General features: G+C 64.7%; 16 protein-coding genes. 3 read left to right on the forward strand and 13 right to left on the reverse strand.

Annotated elements, in window-relative coordinates:
* Positions 1 to 82 precede the first annotated feature (82 nt).
* Entirely contained in the window at positions 83 to 832 is a 750-nt protein-coding gene (locus tag Q1A53_RS16450; RefSeq protein WP_299968732.1) for an SDR family oxidoreductase, read from the forward strand.
* 132 nt (positions 833 to 964) lie between these two features.
* Positions 965 to 1,213: a GlsB/YeaQ/YmgE family stress response membrane protein gene (locus Q1A53_RS16455; RefSeq protein WP_299968733.1), complete on the forward strand. Its 249-nt coding sequence runs from the start codon at positions 965 to 967 to the stop codon at positions 1,211 to 1,213.
* A 3-nt stretch (positions 1,214 to 1,216) separates the two neighbouring features.
* Here Q1A53_RS16455 and Q1A53_RS16460 read toward each other — a convergent pair whose 3' ends face one another.
* The 13 genes from Q1A53_RS16460 to Q1A53_RS16520 form a co-directional block, all read right to left on the reverse strand.
* Positions 1,217 to 2,335, reverse strand: coding sequence for an AI-2E family transporter (locus Q1A53_RS16460; RefSeq protein ID WP_299968734.1), 1,119 nt, complete (start codon positions 2,333 to 2,335; stop codon positions 1,217 to 1,219).
* A gap of 94 nt (positions 2,336 to 2,429) precedes the next feature.
* Positions 2,430 to 3,068, reverse strand: coding sequence for a hypothetical protein (locus tag Q1A53_RS16465; RefSeq protein ID WP_299968735.1), 639 nt, complete (start codon positions 3,066 to 3,068; stop codon positions 2,430 to 2,432).
* Between the two features lie 331 nt (positions 3,069 to 3,399).
* Positions 3,400 to 3,819, reverse strand: a complete 420-nt coding sequence (gene gspG, locus Q1A53_RS16470; protein ID WP_299968736.1) for a type II secretion system major pseudopilin GspG — start codon at positions 3,817 to 3,819, stop codon at positions 3,400 to 3,402.
* A gap of 72 nt (positions 3,820 to 3,891) precedes the next feature.
* Complete coding sequence (gene gspD, locus Q1A53_RS16475; protein WP_299968737.1) at positions 3,892 to 6,024, reverse strand: type II secretion system secretin GspD; 2,133 nt, start codon at positions 6,022 to 6,024, stop codon at positions 3,892 to 3,894.
* A 91-nt stretch (positions 6,025 to 6,115) separates the two neighbouring features.
* Positions 6,116 to 6,676 (reverse strand): GspMb/PilO family protein, encoded by a 561-nt coding sequence (locus tag Q1A53_RS16480; protein WP_299968738.1) that lies wholly within the window; start codon positions 6,674 to 6,676, stop codon positions 6,116 to 6,118.
* Positions 6,673 to 7,611: a PilN domain-containing protein gene (locus Q1A53_RS16485; protein ID WP_299968739.1), complete on the reverse strand. Its 939-nt coding sequence runs from the start codon at positions 7,609 to 7,611 to the stop codon at positions 6,673 to 6,675. Before Q1A53_RS16485 ends, Q1A53_RS16480 begins: the two co-directional genes overlap by 4 nt.
* Entirely contained in the window at positions 7,608 to 8,456 is an 849-nt protein-coding gene (locus tag Q1A53_RS16490; RefSeq protein ID WP_299968740.1) for a hypothetical protein, read from the reverse strand. Before Q1A53_RS16490 ends, Q1A53_RS16485 begins: the two co-directional genes overlap by 4 nt.
* Before the next feature lie 35 nt (positions 8,457 to 8,491).
* Positions 8,492 to 9,079, reverse strand: a complete 588-nt coding sequence (locus Q1A53_RS16495; RefSeq protein WP_299968741.1) for a hypothetical protein — start codon at positions 9,077 to 9,079, stop codon at positions 8,492 to 8,494.
* Entirely contained in the window at positions 9,076 to 9,450 is a 375-nt protein-coding gene (locus tag Q1A53_RS16500) for a hypothetical protein (protein ID WP_299968742.1), read from the reverse strand. The genes Q1A53_RS16495 and Q1A53_RS16500 overlap by 4 nt, the downstream gene beginning before the upstream one ends.
* Positions 9,437 to 9,907, reverse strand: a complete 471-nt coding sequence (locus tag Q1A53_RS16505; RefSeq protein WP_299968743.1) for a GspH/FimT family protein — start codon at positions 9,905 to 9,907, stop codon at positions 9,437 to 9,439. Before Q1A53_RS16505 ends, Q1A53_RS16500 begins: the two co-directional genes overlap by 14 nt.
* A gap of 2 nt (positions 9,908 to 9,909) precedes the next feature.
* On the reverse strand, positions 9,910 to 11,112 hold the full coding sequence (locus Q1A53_RS16510; protein WP_299968744.1) for a type II secretion system F family protein: 1,203 nt from the start codon (positions 11,110 to 11,112) through the stop codon (positions 9,910 to 9,912).
* Complete coding sequence (locus tag Q1A53_RS16515) at positions 11,105 to 12,775, reverse strand: GspE/PulE family protein (RefSeq protein WP_299968745.1); 1,671 nt, start codon at positions 12,773 to 12,775, stop codon at positions 11,105 to 11,107. The genes Q1A53_RS16510 and Q1A53_RS16515 overlap by 8 nt, the downstream gene beginning before the upstream one ends.
* 122 nt (positions 12,776 to 12,897) lie before the next feature.
* Positions 12,898 to 13,566, reverse strand: coding sequence for a prepilin peptidase (locus Q1A53_RS16520; protein WP_299968746.1), 669 nt, complete (start codon positions 13,564 to 13,566; stop codon positions 12,898 to 12,900).
* A 71-nt stretch (positions 13,567 to 13,637) separates the two neighbouring features.
* On the opposite strand from Q1A53_RS16520, the gene Q1A53_RS16525 reads away from it, so the two are divergent.
* Complete coding sequence (locus Q1A53_RS16525) at positions 13,638 to 14,024, forward strand: choice-of-anchor X domain-containing protein (RefSeq protein ID WP_299968747.1); 387 nt, start codon at positions 13,638 to 13,640, stop codon at positions 14,022 to 14,024.
* Positions 14,025 to 14,031: the final 7 nt, after the last annotated feature.

Raw genomic sequence — 14,031 nt, forward strand, 5'->3', positions numbered from 1 at the left:
CAGGCCCGGAATACTACCATACCAGTTTAGGTGTGAGCGGGTACATACGGAGACCTGCCAGATACAGGCTAGGGGCTTTGGGATGATTCTTGACGGGAAAACAGCAATCGTTGCGGGCGGTGGACGCGACATCGGACGCGCCTGCGCGATGAAGCTCGCCGCCGACGGCGCCGCGGTCGCGATCAACTATCACGCCAGCCGGGACGGCGCAGAGACGGCCGTGGCCGAGATCAAGGCAGCGGGTGGTCGGGCCTTTGCCCTGCAGGGTGACATGACCGACAGTGCGGATGTGGCAAGGTTGATCGGTGAAACCCAGACCCAGTTCGGTGACGCCATCGACGTGCTGGTTCACGTCACGGGCGGGCTGATTGCGCGTCAGAAATTCGGCGAGATGACACTGGCGCACTGGAACGCCGTCATGGATCTGAACGTCACCTCTCTGTTTCATCTAGTAGATGCAGCGCAGGCGCATATGCCCGCGGGCAGCAGCATCGTGACACTGGCGTCACAAGCGGGCCGAGACGGAGGTGGGCCGGGTGCCGTGGCCTACGCCACGTCCAAAGGCGCAGTCATGACCATGACCCGCGGCATGGCCAAGGAATTCGGCCCACGCATCCGGGTCAATGCCATTTGCCCGGGCATGATCGACACCGATTTCCACAACACCTTTACCAAGGACGAAGTCCGCGCAAATGTGGCCGGTGCCACACCGCTCAAGCGTGAAGGCAGGTCCGAGGATGTCGCCAACCTTGTGGCCTTCCTCGCGTCGGATCAGGCAGCTTTCATGACCGGCGCAAGCGTTGATATCAACGGTGGTATCCTCTTTTCGTGACCCGGCGGTTGAATTGCCGGCCCGCTCGCTGGTCGTGCCACTCGTAAGCGGCTGACCGCAGGATCTGCGTAGTGCGATTGTCAGCATGGCCTTGCTGTTCTATCGTCTGACCAACCGGTTGGGAGTGATAGAATGACAGGTTTCGGGTGGCTTGGATCGTTAATCATCGGCGCGCTGGCAGGCTGGATCGCTGAAAAGGTGATGAAGGCGGACCACGGTCTGCTGACCAATATCATCCTTGGTATCCTCGGCGCCGTGGTGCTCAACTGGCTGCTGATGACCCTGCTGGGCACAACGCTGGGCGGTTGGATCGGACAGCTGATCGTGGCCGCCGCAGGGGCCTGTCTGCTCATCTTCGTGGTGCGCAAAATCCGCCGTTAGTGCTCAAACCACCTTGTCGGTCGTTTTGGGCCCACTCTGTCCGGCATCGGACAAAAAGCGGGAGAGGGTCTGAAAACTGTTTGTTTCATCACAAACGATCTTGATCACGATCAAGATGGGCAACGCCACGATCATTCCCATCACCGACCAGATCCACGCGAAAAAAGCGACCGACAAAAACACGACGGTCGTATTCAGGCGCAGTCGGCGCGACATCACCATGGGGGTCACAAACTGTCCCTCGATCGAGGTAAGCACGATGTAGGTGGCAAAGACACCCGCGGCGGGCCAAGTACTCTCCAAGCTGACAAAGGCCACTGCTGCAGCCATCGTCGCCCCGATCAGCCCCCCCAGAAACGGCACGAAGTTCAATGCAAAAGCCATGAAGCCCAGGAGCAGCACGCTCGGCATCCCCCAGAACCACATGGCAATCGCAACGGACACGCCAAGGCCCGCGTTGATGATCGCGATACCGCCCAGATAGTGACCCAGCCGCTCCTCAACCGCATGAAGGACTTCGACCGCGCGGCGCTTGTCGGCGAAGCGCTCAAAGCTCTGCACGGTCTTGATCAGAAACATGTCGCCCGAAGAAATCAGAAAGAACATCAGGATCAGCGAGAGCATGATCCGGCTGAGAAACCCTGGCGCCATGCTAAAGAGCGCGGCGACGAGCCCCTGATCCGACACAACCTCTACCTCGACGGTTTCGGCATCCGCATCCTTGACGATTTCCTCTGCCGCAACCGTCGCCTCGTTGATGGCCTGGACCGCGCCACCGGCAGTGGCGAGTTTTTCCTTTATGTCTTCGATAAAGCCCGGCAGATCTTCGATGAAGTCCGCGGTGGGCGCACTCAACTGCACCAACAGGACGAGAAGCAGCCCCAGAAGCACGGAGGTAAACAGCAAGGCGGCGACGACGGGCGGAATGCCCATCTGTGCAAGCCAGCGGCGCGGACGATTGAGTACGAAGTATCCCAGGAAGGCCGCTGTCACGGGGATCAAGAAGTCGCTCGCCCAGACCAGCGTATGCAGGAGCAAGATGCCAAAGATCCCGGCGACTGCGGCGGACATCCAGAGCGGTTGGCCAGCGGTGGGCGGCGTATTGGGGGAAGGTTTGGTCATCACGGGCCGTCTTTGTTCGTTGCGATCGAGGGAGCCCTAGCAACGGATGAAAGCGGGCGCGCAGATGCCGCTGCGTCAGATAAACGGGGCTGCACTATTCCGTGTCGACCCGTCCGACCGTAAAACCCGTATTCCGGGCCACACCAACGGGAACCAGTTTTGCGGGTACGATGGTGGCTTGCGTCAGCGGTGCCACATCCACCGGCTGTTCCAACGTTGCCCATTGGACCCCGTCAGCCGCGCCTTTTTGCACATCAATGGCCGCACTGTCGGGCGTTTCGCGCAAGGCCAGCGTTAGCGGCGTTCCGGCGTTGAGCGTTATGGCTTCGCGTTCGATGGCGGTCACTTCGACCTCAACGTCTTCGCCGTCAATGCCCGGCATCGGCGCCAGGCCAAGGGTCAGCCGATAGGTCTGACCGGTCTCGCGATGCTCGACCAGCGCAATCCGGTGGCCTGCTTTCTCCAGCACGCCGCGCAGGCGCATCTGCGACAGGTTGATCCGGGAGACCGGCGCCGTTTCAACCGGTGCAGCAGAAACGAGCGTCGGCTCCGGCGCTGGTGTATCCAAGACAGGCGTCTCCGGCGGGCTGTAAGGCCTGCGGGAGGCGGTAAAAAGCGGTCGCGCCAGCGTTTCGGAGTAGGCCATTACCCCGCCCTCCTGCAACGGCTGGTCACGCTCTGCCCAGGCGGGCACACACATGAGGAGGACACCCGACAAAGCGGCATATTTCATCTTGGCTATCATGCCATTGACCGTCGCACGGAAGGCGGTTTGGCGTCAACGGTGTCGCGCCTGCTCACTGCCACAGCAAAGGCATCAAACCCGCGCCAAAAGCTCGTCACCGTGCATCTTCCATTCGGTGCCTACTGTTGCGGCGTCGGGAAGGCCAGCAGTTGCAATAGCTCTGTGCCGACATCTCGTGCTCCCGGGCTGGTTGAGCTTCACCACATTCGCACAGGAAAACCCGCCATCCCTGCGCAACTTGGTTCGTTTCAGACAAAATCCGGTTTTTCGTCCAGCCCAAGTAAATGCGGCCTCGCGATCGGCCGCATGAATGCCAACCCTAGCGCATCAGATCTGCGTCCGCGCCCTCGCCGCCTTGCACACCGTCAGCCCCGAGAGAGATGACGCGGAAGCGCCCGGTGTCACGGTCGAGCTCGTAGGAGAACGGATTGCCCCAGGGATCAAGTGGTACCGTGTCCCCATCAAGGTAGGGCCCGGACCATCCGTCAACACCCGCCGGGGCGCTCACCAGCGCATCAAGCCCGGCCTCCTGCGGAGGTGGCTCGCCGATATCGAGCGTATAGAGCTGGGCCGCCGCATAGAGCTGTTGCAACTGCACCTGCGCGGTATCGGCCCGGGCGCCTGTCAGATAATTCAGCACGCGCGGCCCTACCAACCCGACGATCAAGCCCAGGATCACCAGCACCACCAGCATCTCCACCAGGGTGAAGCCCTGGATCCCTGCCCGTCTCATCCTCATGTCCGGTGTCCCCTGAATACCCGCTGCCGTGGCCTCAACCTGCCCTTAGGCCGCAGCCGGTGCAAGCAACGATCAGTTCTTGCGCAGTCTTGTCAGGCTGTTTTTGGGCCGAAACTCCGGCGACAGATCCTGCACGCGCTGGCGCAGCTCTTCAGTAATGTCGCGGACCTCGTTGGGGTTGCGCACCACGCGCGGGGTCAGGAGCACGATCAACTCGGTTCGGTTAGACCCGTTGCGCCGTGTCCCGAACAGACCACCGATCACCGGCGCGTCCGACAGCACCGGCACCCCGGTTTTGCTGCGCGAATCCTCCTCGGAGATCAGACCACCCAGCAGGATTGTCTGGCCGTTCTGCACGGCGATGGAGCTTTCGATGGTCCGCTGTGAGATCGTGGGTGTCAGCGTACCGGAGGAGCTGTCTTCCACCACGTTCGACGTTTCTTGCAGGATGTCCAGCGTCACGAGGCCGGATGAGCTGACCCTTGGTTGAACCTCCAGCGAAATGCCGGTTTCACGGTAAGTCACCTGATTGATGATGTTGGCCGTGGAATCGGTGCTCTGCTGTTGTTCGGTAATGATCGGCACCTCGTCACCCACGTTCAATGTGGCGGATTGGTTGTCCAGCACCATGATCCGCGGTGTCGAAATCACGTTAAGCCGGGTGACACTATCCAACGCGGACAGCACGACCTCCGCCCCGCCTTTGACGTAGCTGGCCGCGAAGGCGGGCAGATTGGGCGAGATAGACGCATTATTGGCCGTCGTGTTGATGATCGACCGGCGACCGTTGGAAAGGAAGAACTGCACCCCGTAGTCCAGCTGGTTGTTCAGCTGCACCTCGGCGATCGTGGCGTCGATCAGGACCTGCAGCGGCGCCACATCCAGCTGACGAATGATGGAGGTGATGCGGCGGTAGGTCTCGGGCGACGAACGTACAACCAGCGAGTTACTGTTTTCATTGGCGAAAATCCGGACGTCTTCATCATCGCCAATACTGATCTGGCTAAAGGCGGGCATGGCCGCTGGCGGCGGCGCATCGCCTTCTGTCTCAACGCTGACAGTCTCCACGTCATTGGCAAAGGTCGAGCCACCGCCCAGAGAGCTGCCACCCCCGTTGCCGAAAACCTGCTCCAGCGCTTCGGCAAGATCCGTCGCGGGGATGTTCTCGACCCGGTAGACATAGACCCCGCTGCGCCCCGAGCCGATGTCCTTGTCGAGGCGGCCTGTCCAAAGCCGCATTTCCTGCAGGATCTTGCGCCGTTTGGTCACCACCAACACCGCGTTCATCCGCGTCACGGGCTGCAGCACCACCTGATCACGAATAGGTGAATTTTGCCCGCCCAGGATCGCCTCAAGCTCGGCGATCACGTCAGCGGCCTGCGCGTTGCGCATGGGGAACAGCCCGTAGGACAGCCCGTCGAGCCAATCCACATCAAACATGGCGATGGTCTCGCGCAGGGAGGCCAGATCGCTGGCAGCACCCGTCAGGATCAGCACATTGCGGTTGGCATCAAAGCGCACCGATGTCTGCGATCCCGCGAGCGGTTCGATCACACCCGCAAGCTCGCTGGCGGATGCGCTTTGCAAAGGGGCGATCAGCACGGCAAAACCGGGGCTGAGCGATACAGCCCCATCCGCAAGCACCGGCACTTTGGCACCCGCGCCCGCCTCTGCCGCAGGCACAATCGCGTAGACACCGTCGCGCAGCACCATGGCGCCCGCATTCTGGCGCAGGATCAGCTCAAGCGCCGCAACGGTCTCCTCATCGCTCAGCGGTGCGACAGTCTGCAGGGTGACACGACCCTGAACACGCGGATCGTAAAGGTAGTTTTCATTCAGAATATCACCGAGGATGGTGGCCACGACCTCGCGCAGATCGGCCTCTTCAAAGTTGAGCAGCACGCCTTCGTCGTTGCGTTGCGCCCCCCGGGGAAGCGGTGTCAGCGTTTCATTGACGAAGCGATCATTGCCCGGCACCAGCAGCGGCTGATTGCCTGCTGCCGCGCGTCCCTGAACCGCCGTTTGGCTGCCGCCTTTAAAGATGTTGAAGAAACCACCCTTCTTGCCATCTCCCGACAGACCCGAGCGCCAGGCATCGCGCCGTTCATCCTCGGCGGCGCATCCCGCGAGCATCAGCGCCACCAGTGCGACGATCCATGCCTGCGGCGCAAAACCGCGCCACATCCCTGATGTGCGATAAACCATTGACTGCTCGTTTTTTGTTTATGGTTTTATGTTTATTGGTTGCGAATCTAGCAGACGGAGTGCCACCGGGCAACTCGCGTGGTGATTCGGCTTACCGCTGTGCTTTTTCAGCCGACCCGCTGAGCGCGCGCAGATCGAGCCCGATCTCAAGTGGTGCAGGCGGGCCAGCATCGGCCCCGCGTTCCGCCACCACCTGGGCCCGCGCGACCGTGATGTGTTGGCGGTGCCGCTCCAAAGCGACCAGCGCGCGCTGGAAGGCGGCCAGATCGCCCGATGCCCGCACCCCGACGCGCAGCAAATCCGGGGCATCGTCATCCGGCATCCGCGGCTCGATCGCTGTCATCTGCAACCCTGCCTCGCGCAGGGTGGCCGCGGCGAATTCCTGCAAATCCAGTAACCCCGCCCGCGGCGGTGTGGGCCAGTGCAGAGCCGCCTCTGGACCATTGTCCTGCAATGCTGCCAGCGCCGCGCGCCGTTGCGGCAGCGCCTGCGCCGCCTCGCGCGCCACTGCAAGCTCCAGCGTCAGGGTTTGCAGACGCAGCCGCTCTGCCTGATGCAGGCGCAAAAGCTCCGTGGTTGCGATCAGGGCGAGCCCGCCGAGCAGCACCACAAACAGCGTCCACGCCAATAGCTTGTGCAGCGCCACGCTCATCCCGCCGGCTCCAGATCCAGCATCAACTCGAACCGAAAACCGGCCTCGCCCGCCGTGACGGGACCGCGAAACCGCACATTGACCACGCCGGGTGCTGTCTCAAGGCTGCGCACCAGCGCTTCGGGTGCCGTGCTCCACCCCGACAGCCGTGCGCCCGCCTCGGTGATTTCCAATGCGCTGAGATAGCTGCTGTCCGGTGTCGCAGCGGTCAGATCATCGAGCAACACATGTACGGGCGCCCGCCCGGGCAACAGGATTTCCGGCAGATCGGCGGTCTGAACGGCCTGCAGCTCGGTGATCTGACGCGCCAGCGCGCGCGCTTCGGCTCCATCCGCTTGAGCGAGGGCAAGCTGCGGCGTGAGCGCGGCCGACGTTGTCCGCAGCGCCATCACGTCGCGCAGAACATAGGCCGTGATCCCGGCAAGCGACAGCACCACGAGCGACAGCGCCAGCAATGCCGCGCGAAAGGGGCGCGCCACCGGCGGTGCCAGGTCGATCACCGCGGTCTCATCGTTTTCAGCGACCAGCCAGCGCAGGGTCAGGCCGCGGGTCCGGGCCTCTTGCAGGGCCGCGGTGACGGTGGCCCGACGCACCAGATGCACCGGCCCCTGCCCGCGCCAGCCCATGTGCAGATCAGCCGGGTCGAACGGCGTCCGGTCCGCAATTTCCAACGCTGCGATCTGTGCCTGCGCAGAGGTCTCCACCGGCGGCAAGCTGATCTGCAGGCTCAGCCAGTCCGCCGCAGGCACCACCAACGCCGCGGCCCGACCGCCGATTGCCGCGTGTGCGCCCAACCGACCGTCCGGCTGCAGGGCGATCCGGGGCGCCTTGAACGGACCGCGACCCGCAGGCGCAATCCGCAGACCGTCGAGCAGCCAGGCGAGGGCGGGCGCGAGACTGGGCACATGGCGATCTAGTCGGGGGTAGCGCGTCATGGGGAGCGGTTCTCGTCAGCGGGGCGCAGGGCATGGAAAAGCTCATCTTCGGGCGAAAGCTGCCAGCTTTCCAGAACAAAATAGGGCTGGTCGGCGCGCATCTCTGGCAAGGGCAGGAAAATCACCCAGGCGCGCCCTGCCCGTCCGGCCGCACCCGTCTGCGCGGCGACGCTGACGTGCCAGACCGGACCGCGGGGTGGCGAGAGCGGGTCGGCCGCCGTCTCCGGATCAGGGTAGGCATATTGCGGCAAGGGCGCGGGCCCTGCCTCACGGCGCCGCGCCAGCACCTCCGCCAGCGCCTCGGGCGTCATCTGAAACAGGCCCCGCAGCAGGGCCTCGGGTGCACGGGACAGGTCGGGGACAGACCCGCCCCCACCCACCGTCAGCACCGTAGCAATATCTGCCATCTGCGCCCGTGTTCCCAGCACGCCGCCGATGACCTCCGCGACGGACAATACCGAGCTGTGCCGCCCCCGGGCCTCGGCAAGTGCCGCGGCAATGTCGGGCGCCGCTTCCGGGTCTCCGGATTTGCGGGCGATCATATGGGCCAGATCCCGCAACACCGGGTCGCCGGCCAGATTGATGTCCACCAGACTATCAGCCGGGGTGATCCGGATCGCCACCCGACCCGAGGGCAGACTGTCGGTCCACGCAAGGCCATCGGCGCGCAGAGGCCGCGCCCGGGCACCTTCCGTGCCGGTCTTCAGAACCCAGGCAGCGCGGGTCAGGCCAAGATCCGTCAATGCGCGGGCGTTGCTATGAGCACGGCCCATCCGCACACCCTCGCTGCCGCGATCGGTCACTTCCAGCACACCGGCGGCAAAGAGGCCGAGCAGCAGCAGCACCCAGAGAACAGTGATCAATGCAAAGCCCCGGACCCTCACAGACCGCCGCCCGGGCAGGCCAAAGCTCCGGCGTCCAGCGCAGCGGGCGCGGGGTCTCTGACACAGGCCAGCGGGTACTGTTGGCCCAGCGGGAGCTGAGCGCGTCCCCCCGCCCACTGAAGTGCCACCGCACGCGGCAGACCGTCGACCAGCGCATCCATCCCAACCGCCTCAAACCGCAGCGCACCCGGTTCCATGACCATGACCTCGCGGTCGCGCGCGTCGGGCCAGTCACTCAAGGTGACGGTTAACCGGGTCCCGTCGCTGCTGATCTCCGTCAGATAGAGCCCCTGCACCGGTCCGGGCGGCAAAAAGCGGCTGACAAAGCGCAGATTGTTGGGGCGCAGATCAAAGAGCGGCTGGCGCAGGGATCTTGGATCGGCCACCAGCACCACATTGGCCAGTCGCGCCTCAATCAGGCGCAGCGCGGCAAGCTGCCGGTCAGCGCGGGTGGCGATCCGGTCCTGACGCAGAGCCAGTTCCGCCCCCTGAAACAATACGCCGGACAGCGCGGCGAGCAAGGCACCAACGATGGCGAGCGCCGCCAAAGCCTCCACCAGACCAATGCCACGCAGGCGGCTCACCGCATCAGCCTCTCTGTCTCCAGCGTGATGCCGTCGCCCAGACGCGGGCCCCGCACCTCCACCACAAAGCGCATCAGGCGAAAGCCATCCACCGTGACACCGTCGGGATCAAAGCTGCTGCGGGTGAGATCCGTCCGCCAGCGCAGATCATCCTCGGTGCCGGTCGCGCGGCGTGGGTCCGGTGTTGCCAACAGGCTCACCGCGAGAGCCTGGGCGCGGGTCTGCGCCTCGATGGTTGCGGTCGCCCGGCTGCTGCTGGCCAGAACTCCCAGCAACCCGGCGATGGCAGCCGCCGCAAGTGCAGTGGCCACCAGTGCCTCGACCAGAGAGAACCCGGCGAGTACGGCGCGGCGTCCTTCAGGGCGTCTCATCACGCACCTCGCCACTCAACCAGTGAACTGACAGCGCGCGCTGGCGCGGTCCGGTGGCCAGCGTAATTTCGGCGCCGCTGGTGCTGGCATCGGGGAAAAAGAGGATCTGCAGCGCCCGGTCCTGGGCCTCACCATCCGCAAAACGGGCACCGGTTGCGCGCAGGCCGATTCTGCGCGGCAAGGCGCGGGTCAGATCAAGCTGCGGGATCCGCACCTGCCGCGCGTCCGCATCCAGAACAACCGCAACCGTGCGCCCCGATGTCAGCGCATGCTGGCGCGCCAGCCGCAGATCTGCCGCGACACCGCGGGCCGTTCTGTCCAGCACCAGCGCAGGTGCACCACGCAGGGCAATCGCCGCCGTGCCCGCAAGCGCCGCAAGGATCGCAAGCGCGACCAGCACCTCGATCAGGGTGACGCCGCGCAGCCGCGCATGTGCGATGCGCCGACGGGCGGGCACGCTCAGATCACCACATCATTGATCGACAACACCGCCTGAAAGATCGACAGGATCATCCCGCCGATGATGACGCCGATCAGCAGGATCAGCACCGGCTCCAGCACGACGAGCAGGCGCTTGATCGCCGTGTCGGCCCGGCTATCAGCGGATTGCGCGGCCAGCCGAAGCATCGCGACCAGTGCGCCGCTTTCCTCGCCTGCGCGGACCAGCGACAGCAGCTCCCCCTCCAGCACCGCGTGATCGCGCAGCGCATCGGACAGCAGCGTGCCGGTCTGGACGGCTTCCGCGACCTTTGCCAGCCGGTCGGCGAAACGCGGATCATCCATAGCGTTGCGCACCAGCGCCAATGCATCGGGCAGGGTCACGCCCGCGGCCAGAAACCCGGCCAGCTGGTTGAGTATCCGGCCCTGGATCAAGGCCGCGGAAATGCCAGCGCCACCGGGCAGCACCCGCACCGCCGCCGCACGCAGACGCCCCGCCAGAGGGCTCCGCAGGACGAGCAAAAGCAGGACACTTGCCGCCGCCAGAAATGTGAGGATGAGCGGTGCTTCTGCCCGTACCCAGCCGGACAGCGCAAGGACACGCTGCGTCGTCAACGGGATCTCGGACAACGCACGAGCAAAGATCGGCTCGAACCGCGGAATGATCACCAACAGCATAAAGGCAAAAGCGCCAATGGCGATGAAGACCAGCAAAATCGGGTAGGTCAGCGCGTTGATGATGGCGCGTCGCCGCGCCAGCGCCGCCGCCGTGCTGGCCTCGATGGCGCCAAAGGCAGCACCGATATCGCCCGTCGCCTCGGCCGCGCGGAGCACACCAACAGCGCTCGCCGGCAGACCTGCAAGGCGCGCGGCCTCCGCTGGCCCTGCGCCATCGCGGACCGCTGACTGCATGCGCCGGGCCGCGCGGTCCATGGCGGTCTTGGGCGTCTCGGGCACGGTGATCTCCAACGCCCGGTCCAGTTCCACCCCGCCCGTGACCAGTGCGGTCATCCGCGCTGCCCAAAAGGCCAGATGGGCGAGTTTGACGGGCGCAAGAGCGACAGCATTTCCGGGTGCTGCGGCAGAACCGGCAGCATCGATCAGGCTGGGGTGCAGACCCTGTGCGCGCAACGCCCGCCGCGCGCTGGCAGGATCGCGCGCGCTGATCCGCCCTTCGGTTGCGGCACCGTTGTCGCGGTAGGCACGGTAGCTGAACTCAGCCATTGGCGCGCCCAAACCCGATGAGCCGCCCCACCTCATCAAGACTGGTCTCACCCGCGGCCACCTTGCCCAGACCATCGGCGAGCAGGGTGCGGTATCCCGGTTCGGTCGCCTCCAGGATCGCCTCTTCGCTGCCGCGCGACAGGATCTGGGCGCGGATGTCCTCGCCCACTGTCAGCACCTCATAAAGCGCCAGCCGCCCGCGATAGCCCGTCCGGTTGCAACCGTCACACCCGTTCGGGACGGCGAGATGCTCCGGCACCGGCTGATCCGGCGCATGGTCTGTAAAGATCCGTGCCTCCGCCTGAGACAGGGGCCTGCTGCCCGCGCAGACAGGACAGATCCGGCGCACGAGCCGCTGCGCGATGCTGGCCCGCAAGGTCGATCCAAGGATGAAATCGGGTACGCCCATGTCGCGCAGCCGCGTCAGTGCCCCCGCGGCCGTGTTGGTATGGACCGTGGACAGCACAAGGTGACCCGTGAGCGCCGCTCGGCTGGCGATCTCGGCGGTCTCGGCGTCGCGCATCTCGCCGACCATGATCACATCCGGATCCTGCCGCAGCGCGCTGCGCAAGAGCGTGGCAAAGCTGAGCCCGATACTGCTGCGCACGGCGATCTGGTTGACGCCGGAAAGCTGATACTCCACCGGATCCTCGATGGAGAGGATCTTGCGGTCTGCTGAATTCAGACGGCGCATGGCTGCGTAAAGCGTGGTGGACTTGCCACTGCCGGTTGGCCCGGTCAGCAGGATGATCCCGTTCTGATGGCGCAGCAGATCCTGCAGCTGAGCTTGCGTTCCCTCCGACATGCCCAGATCGCCGAAATCAAGCGGGGCGCGGTCCTTGTCCAGCAAACGCAGCACCACGCTCTCGCCATCGAGTGTGGGCACCGTGGACATCCGCACGTCAATCTCGCGCCCGTCGCAGACCTGCGCAAAGCGCCCGTCCTGCGGCAAGCGCCTTTCCGAAATATTGAGCTGCGCCATCACCTTGAGCCGCGAGGTAATGGCCTGGGCCATCTCTGCGGGTGGCGCAGTCTGCTCGGCCAACACCCCGTCGACCCGGTAGCGCAGGGCGAGCCGGTCGGCAAAGGGTTCGATATGCACATCAGATGCGCGGACCCGGACGGCCCGGTCGATGATCTGCTTGACCTGCTGCACCACGGGCGCCTGCCGCGCGGCTTCTTCGAGGTTGCCGGACAGATCGATGCTGCGCGCTGTAGCGGCGCTTTGGTTCTGGATCTGCGCACTGCGCTGCTCGCGCGCGCGGCTCAGATCATCGGCGTCGATCACGGAGACACGCACCCGACGCCGCGCGGCCATTCGCAGGGTATCAAGCGCCTCGGCGTCGAAGGGATCAACCAGCGCCACATGCAACTCCGCCGCATCGGCCGACAGCGGTGCGGCACCGATCCGGTCGAGAAACGGGGCCGGCAGTGCTTCGGGAAGCACGGGATCAGGCGGCAGATCCGCGTAGCGCACGCGCGGCAGGTCCAGCGCCTTTGCCGCGATATCCGCCCGGCGTGCGGCGGAAATAGCACCCAGATCGAACAGCGTGTGCAGGATGTTGACGCCTTGTGCACGGCTCAGCTCGCTGGCACGCGCCAGCGTCGCCGGGTCGACGATGTCTTCGACTGAGAGCCGTTCTATCAAAGGATCGTCGTTCAACACCGCCAGTCACCATCACGCACGCTGGAAAGGTTACTGGAAGATCCGCGCCATAGCCAGTCTGTTTGATGTGTGGAGGGCGGACCGATCAGTTGCAGACCAAGGCTGCAAAGGCACCAGGTTCACCCCAACCAGAGCGGTACGAGCACGACGGCCCAGGTGCCTAAGACCAAATAGGGTCCGAAGGCGATGCGCCCACGCGTGCCGGTGATCCATGCGACGCCGAGCGCAGACAGAGCCGCGACAATCAACAGCACGGACAGCCCCGATAACCCGGACCAGATCCCGAGGGCCGCGATCAGGCTCATGTCGCCGCCGCCGACGGCCCGTACCCCCCCCCCACGGCGCCACAGCTGATCAAGCAGGAACAGGATGCCGACCCCGGTGATCGAGCCGAGTGCAGCGTCAAAGGGATCCGTCATCTGCAACCAGACCGCCACCCCGCCGGCAAGCGCGATCAAGACCGTTTCCTCCAGCGGCAGCAGACCGCGCCGCAGATCATGGCCAACCTGCGCTGCCAGTAGCAAACAAAGCATCCCCAAGAGCGCTGCCTGGGCCACCGTCACCGCCAGATAGGGCCAGACCAGAACCACCGGCGCGCTCAGACCGACACCGGCCCATAGGGTCGCCCGATCCGGGCGCGGCCAGGGGCGACCCACTTTGGGTCTCACCCGCGGCCAAAGTGCCACGCGAAACCCCACCACCGCCGTTCCGATCCCCGAAAACAGGGCGAAAACACCCGTCCAAAGAACCAGCGAAAACGCCCCCGACCACTCAATGGATTGTTGCATCAGGACAGGGGCTACCTTAACCTTTGGCCATATACGTTGTACATGGGTGCATTTTTGACAGGTGGGTGGCAATGACTAACCTCGGATTTTCAGCATTGATTTTAGGGGCATTTGGCCTCGCAGGGGCCGCGATGGCGCAGGATATGGCCGTGGGCGACACAGCCGTGTCTGGCAGCGCAGCGGGCGGTGTGACCCTCTCTGCGGCGCCACTGCACGCGATGGGGCCCGAGGCAATCAGCCTTGTCGCTTTTGAGCTGACGAACGCATCGGGCACATGGAGCCTGCCGCCCGCCAATGACGGCGGCACCCAGGGAGACGCAATTGCAGGCGACGGCGTCTGGTCGATGTCGACGGTTCTGCCCAACGCGGATCCCGGCGCCTACGAGATGAAGGTATATGTGGTTGATACGACGGGCTCGGAGTTTGTGAGCGACCCGGTCGACGTCACCCTGAACTGACCATCGC

This window comes from uncultured Roseobacter sp. (genome assembly GCF_947496515.1).
Classification (GTDB): domain Bacteria; phylum Pseudomonadota; class Alphaproteobacteria; order Rhodobacterales; family Rhodobacteraceae; genus Roseobacter.

What these genes read in the sequence shown, in the direction of transcription:
- Q1A53_RS16450 (WP_299968732.1), top strand. Translation starts at nt 83, where the DNA reads ATGATTCTTGACGGGAAAACAGCAATCGTTGCGGGCGGTGGACGCGAC.
- Q1A53_RS16455 (WP_299968733.1), top strand. Translation starts at nt 965, where the DNA reads ATGACAGGTTTCGGGTGGCTTGGATCGTTAATCATCGGCGCGCTGGCA.
- Q1A53_RS16460 (WP_299968734.1), bottom strand. Translation starts at nt 2,335, where the DNA reads ATGACCAAACCTTCCCCCAATACGCCGCCCACCGCTGGCCAACCGCTC.
- Q1A53_RS16465 (WP_299968735.1), bottom strand. Translation starts at nt 3,068, where the DNA reads ATGAAATATGCCGCTTTGTCGGGTGTCCTCCTCATGTGTGTGCCCGCC.
- gspG (WP_299968736.1), bottom strand. Translation starts at nt 3,819, where the DNA reads ATGAGGATGAGACGGGCAGGGATCCAGGGCTTCACCCTGGTGGAGATG.
- gspD (WP_299968737.1), bottom strand. Translation starts at nt 6,024, where the DNA reads ATGGTTTATCGCACATCAGGGATGTGGCGCGGTTTTGCGCCGCAGGCA.
- Q1A53_RS16480 (WP_299968738.1), bottom strand. Translation starts at nt 6,676, where the DNA reads ATGAGCGTGGCGCTGCACAAGCTATTGGCGTGGACGCTGTTTGTGGTG.
- Q1A53_RS16485 (WP_299968739.1), bottom strand. Translation starts at nt 7,611, where the DNA reads ATGACGCGCTACCCCCGACTAGATCGCCATGTGCCCAGTCTCGCGCCC.
- Q1A53_RS16500 (WP_299968742.1), bottom strand. Translation starts at nt 9,450, where the DNA reads ATGAGACGCCCTGAAGGACGCCGCGCCGTACTCGCCGGGTTCTCTCTG.
- Q1A53_RS16510 (WP_299968744.1), bottom strand. Translation starts at nt 11,112, where the DNA reads ATGGCTGAGTTCAGCTACCGTGCCTACCGCGACAACGGTGCCGCAACC.
- Q1A53_RS16520 (WP_299968746.1), bottom strand. Translation starts at nt 13,566, where the DNA reads ATGCAACAATCCATTGAGTGGTCGGGGGCGTTTTCGCTGGTTCTTTGG.
- Q1A53_RS16525 (WP_299968747.1), top strand. Translation starts at nt 13,638, where the DNA reads ATGACTAACCTCGGATTTTCAGCATTGATTTTAGGGGCATTTGGCCTC.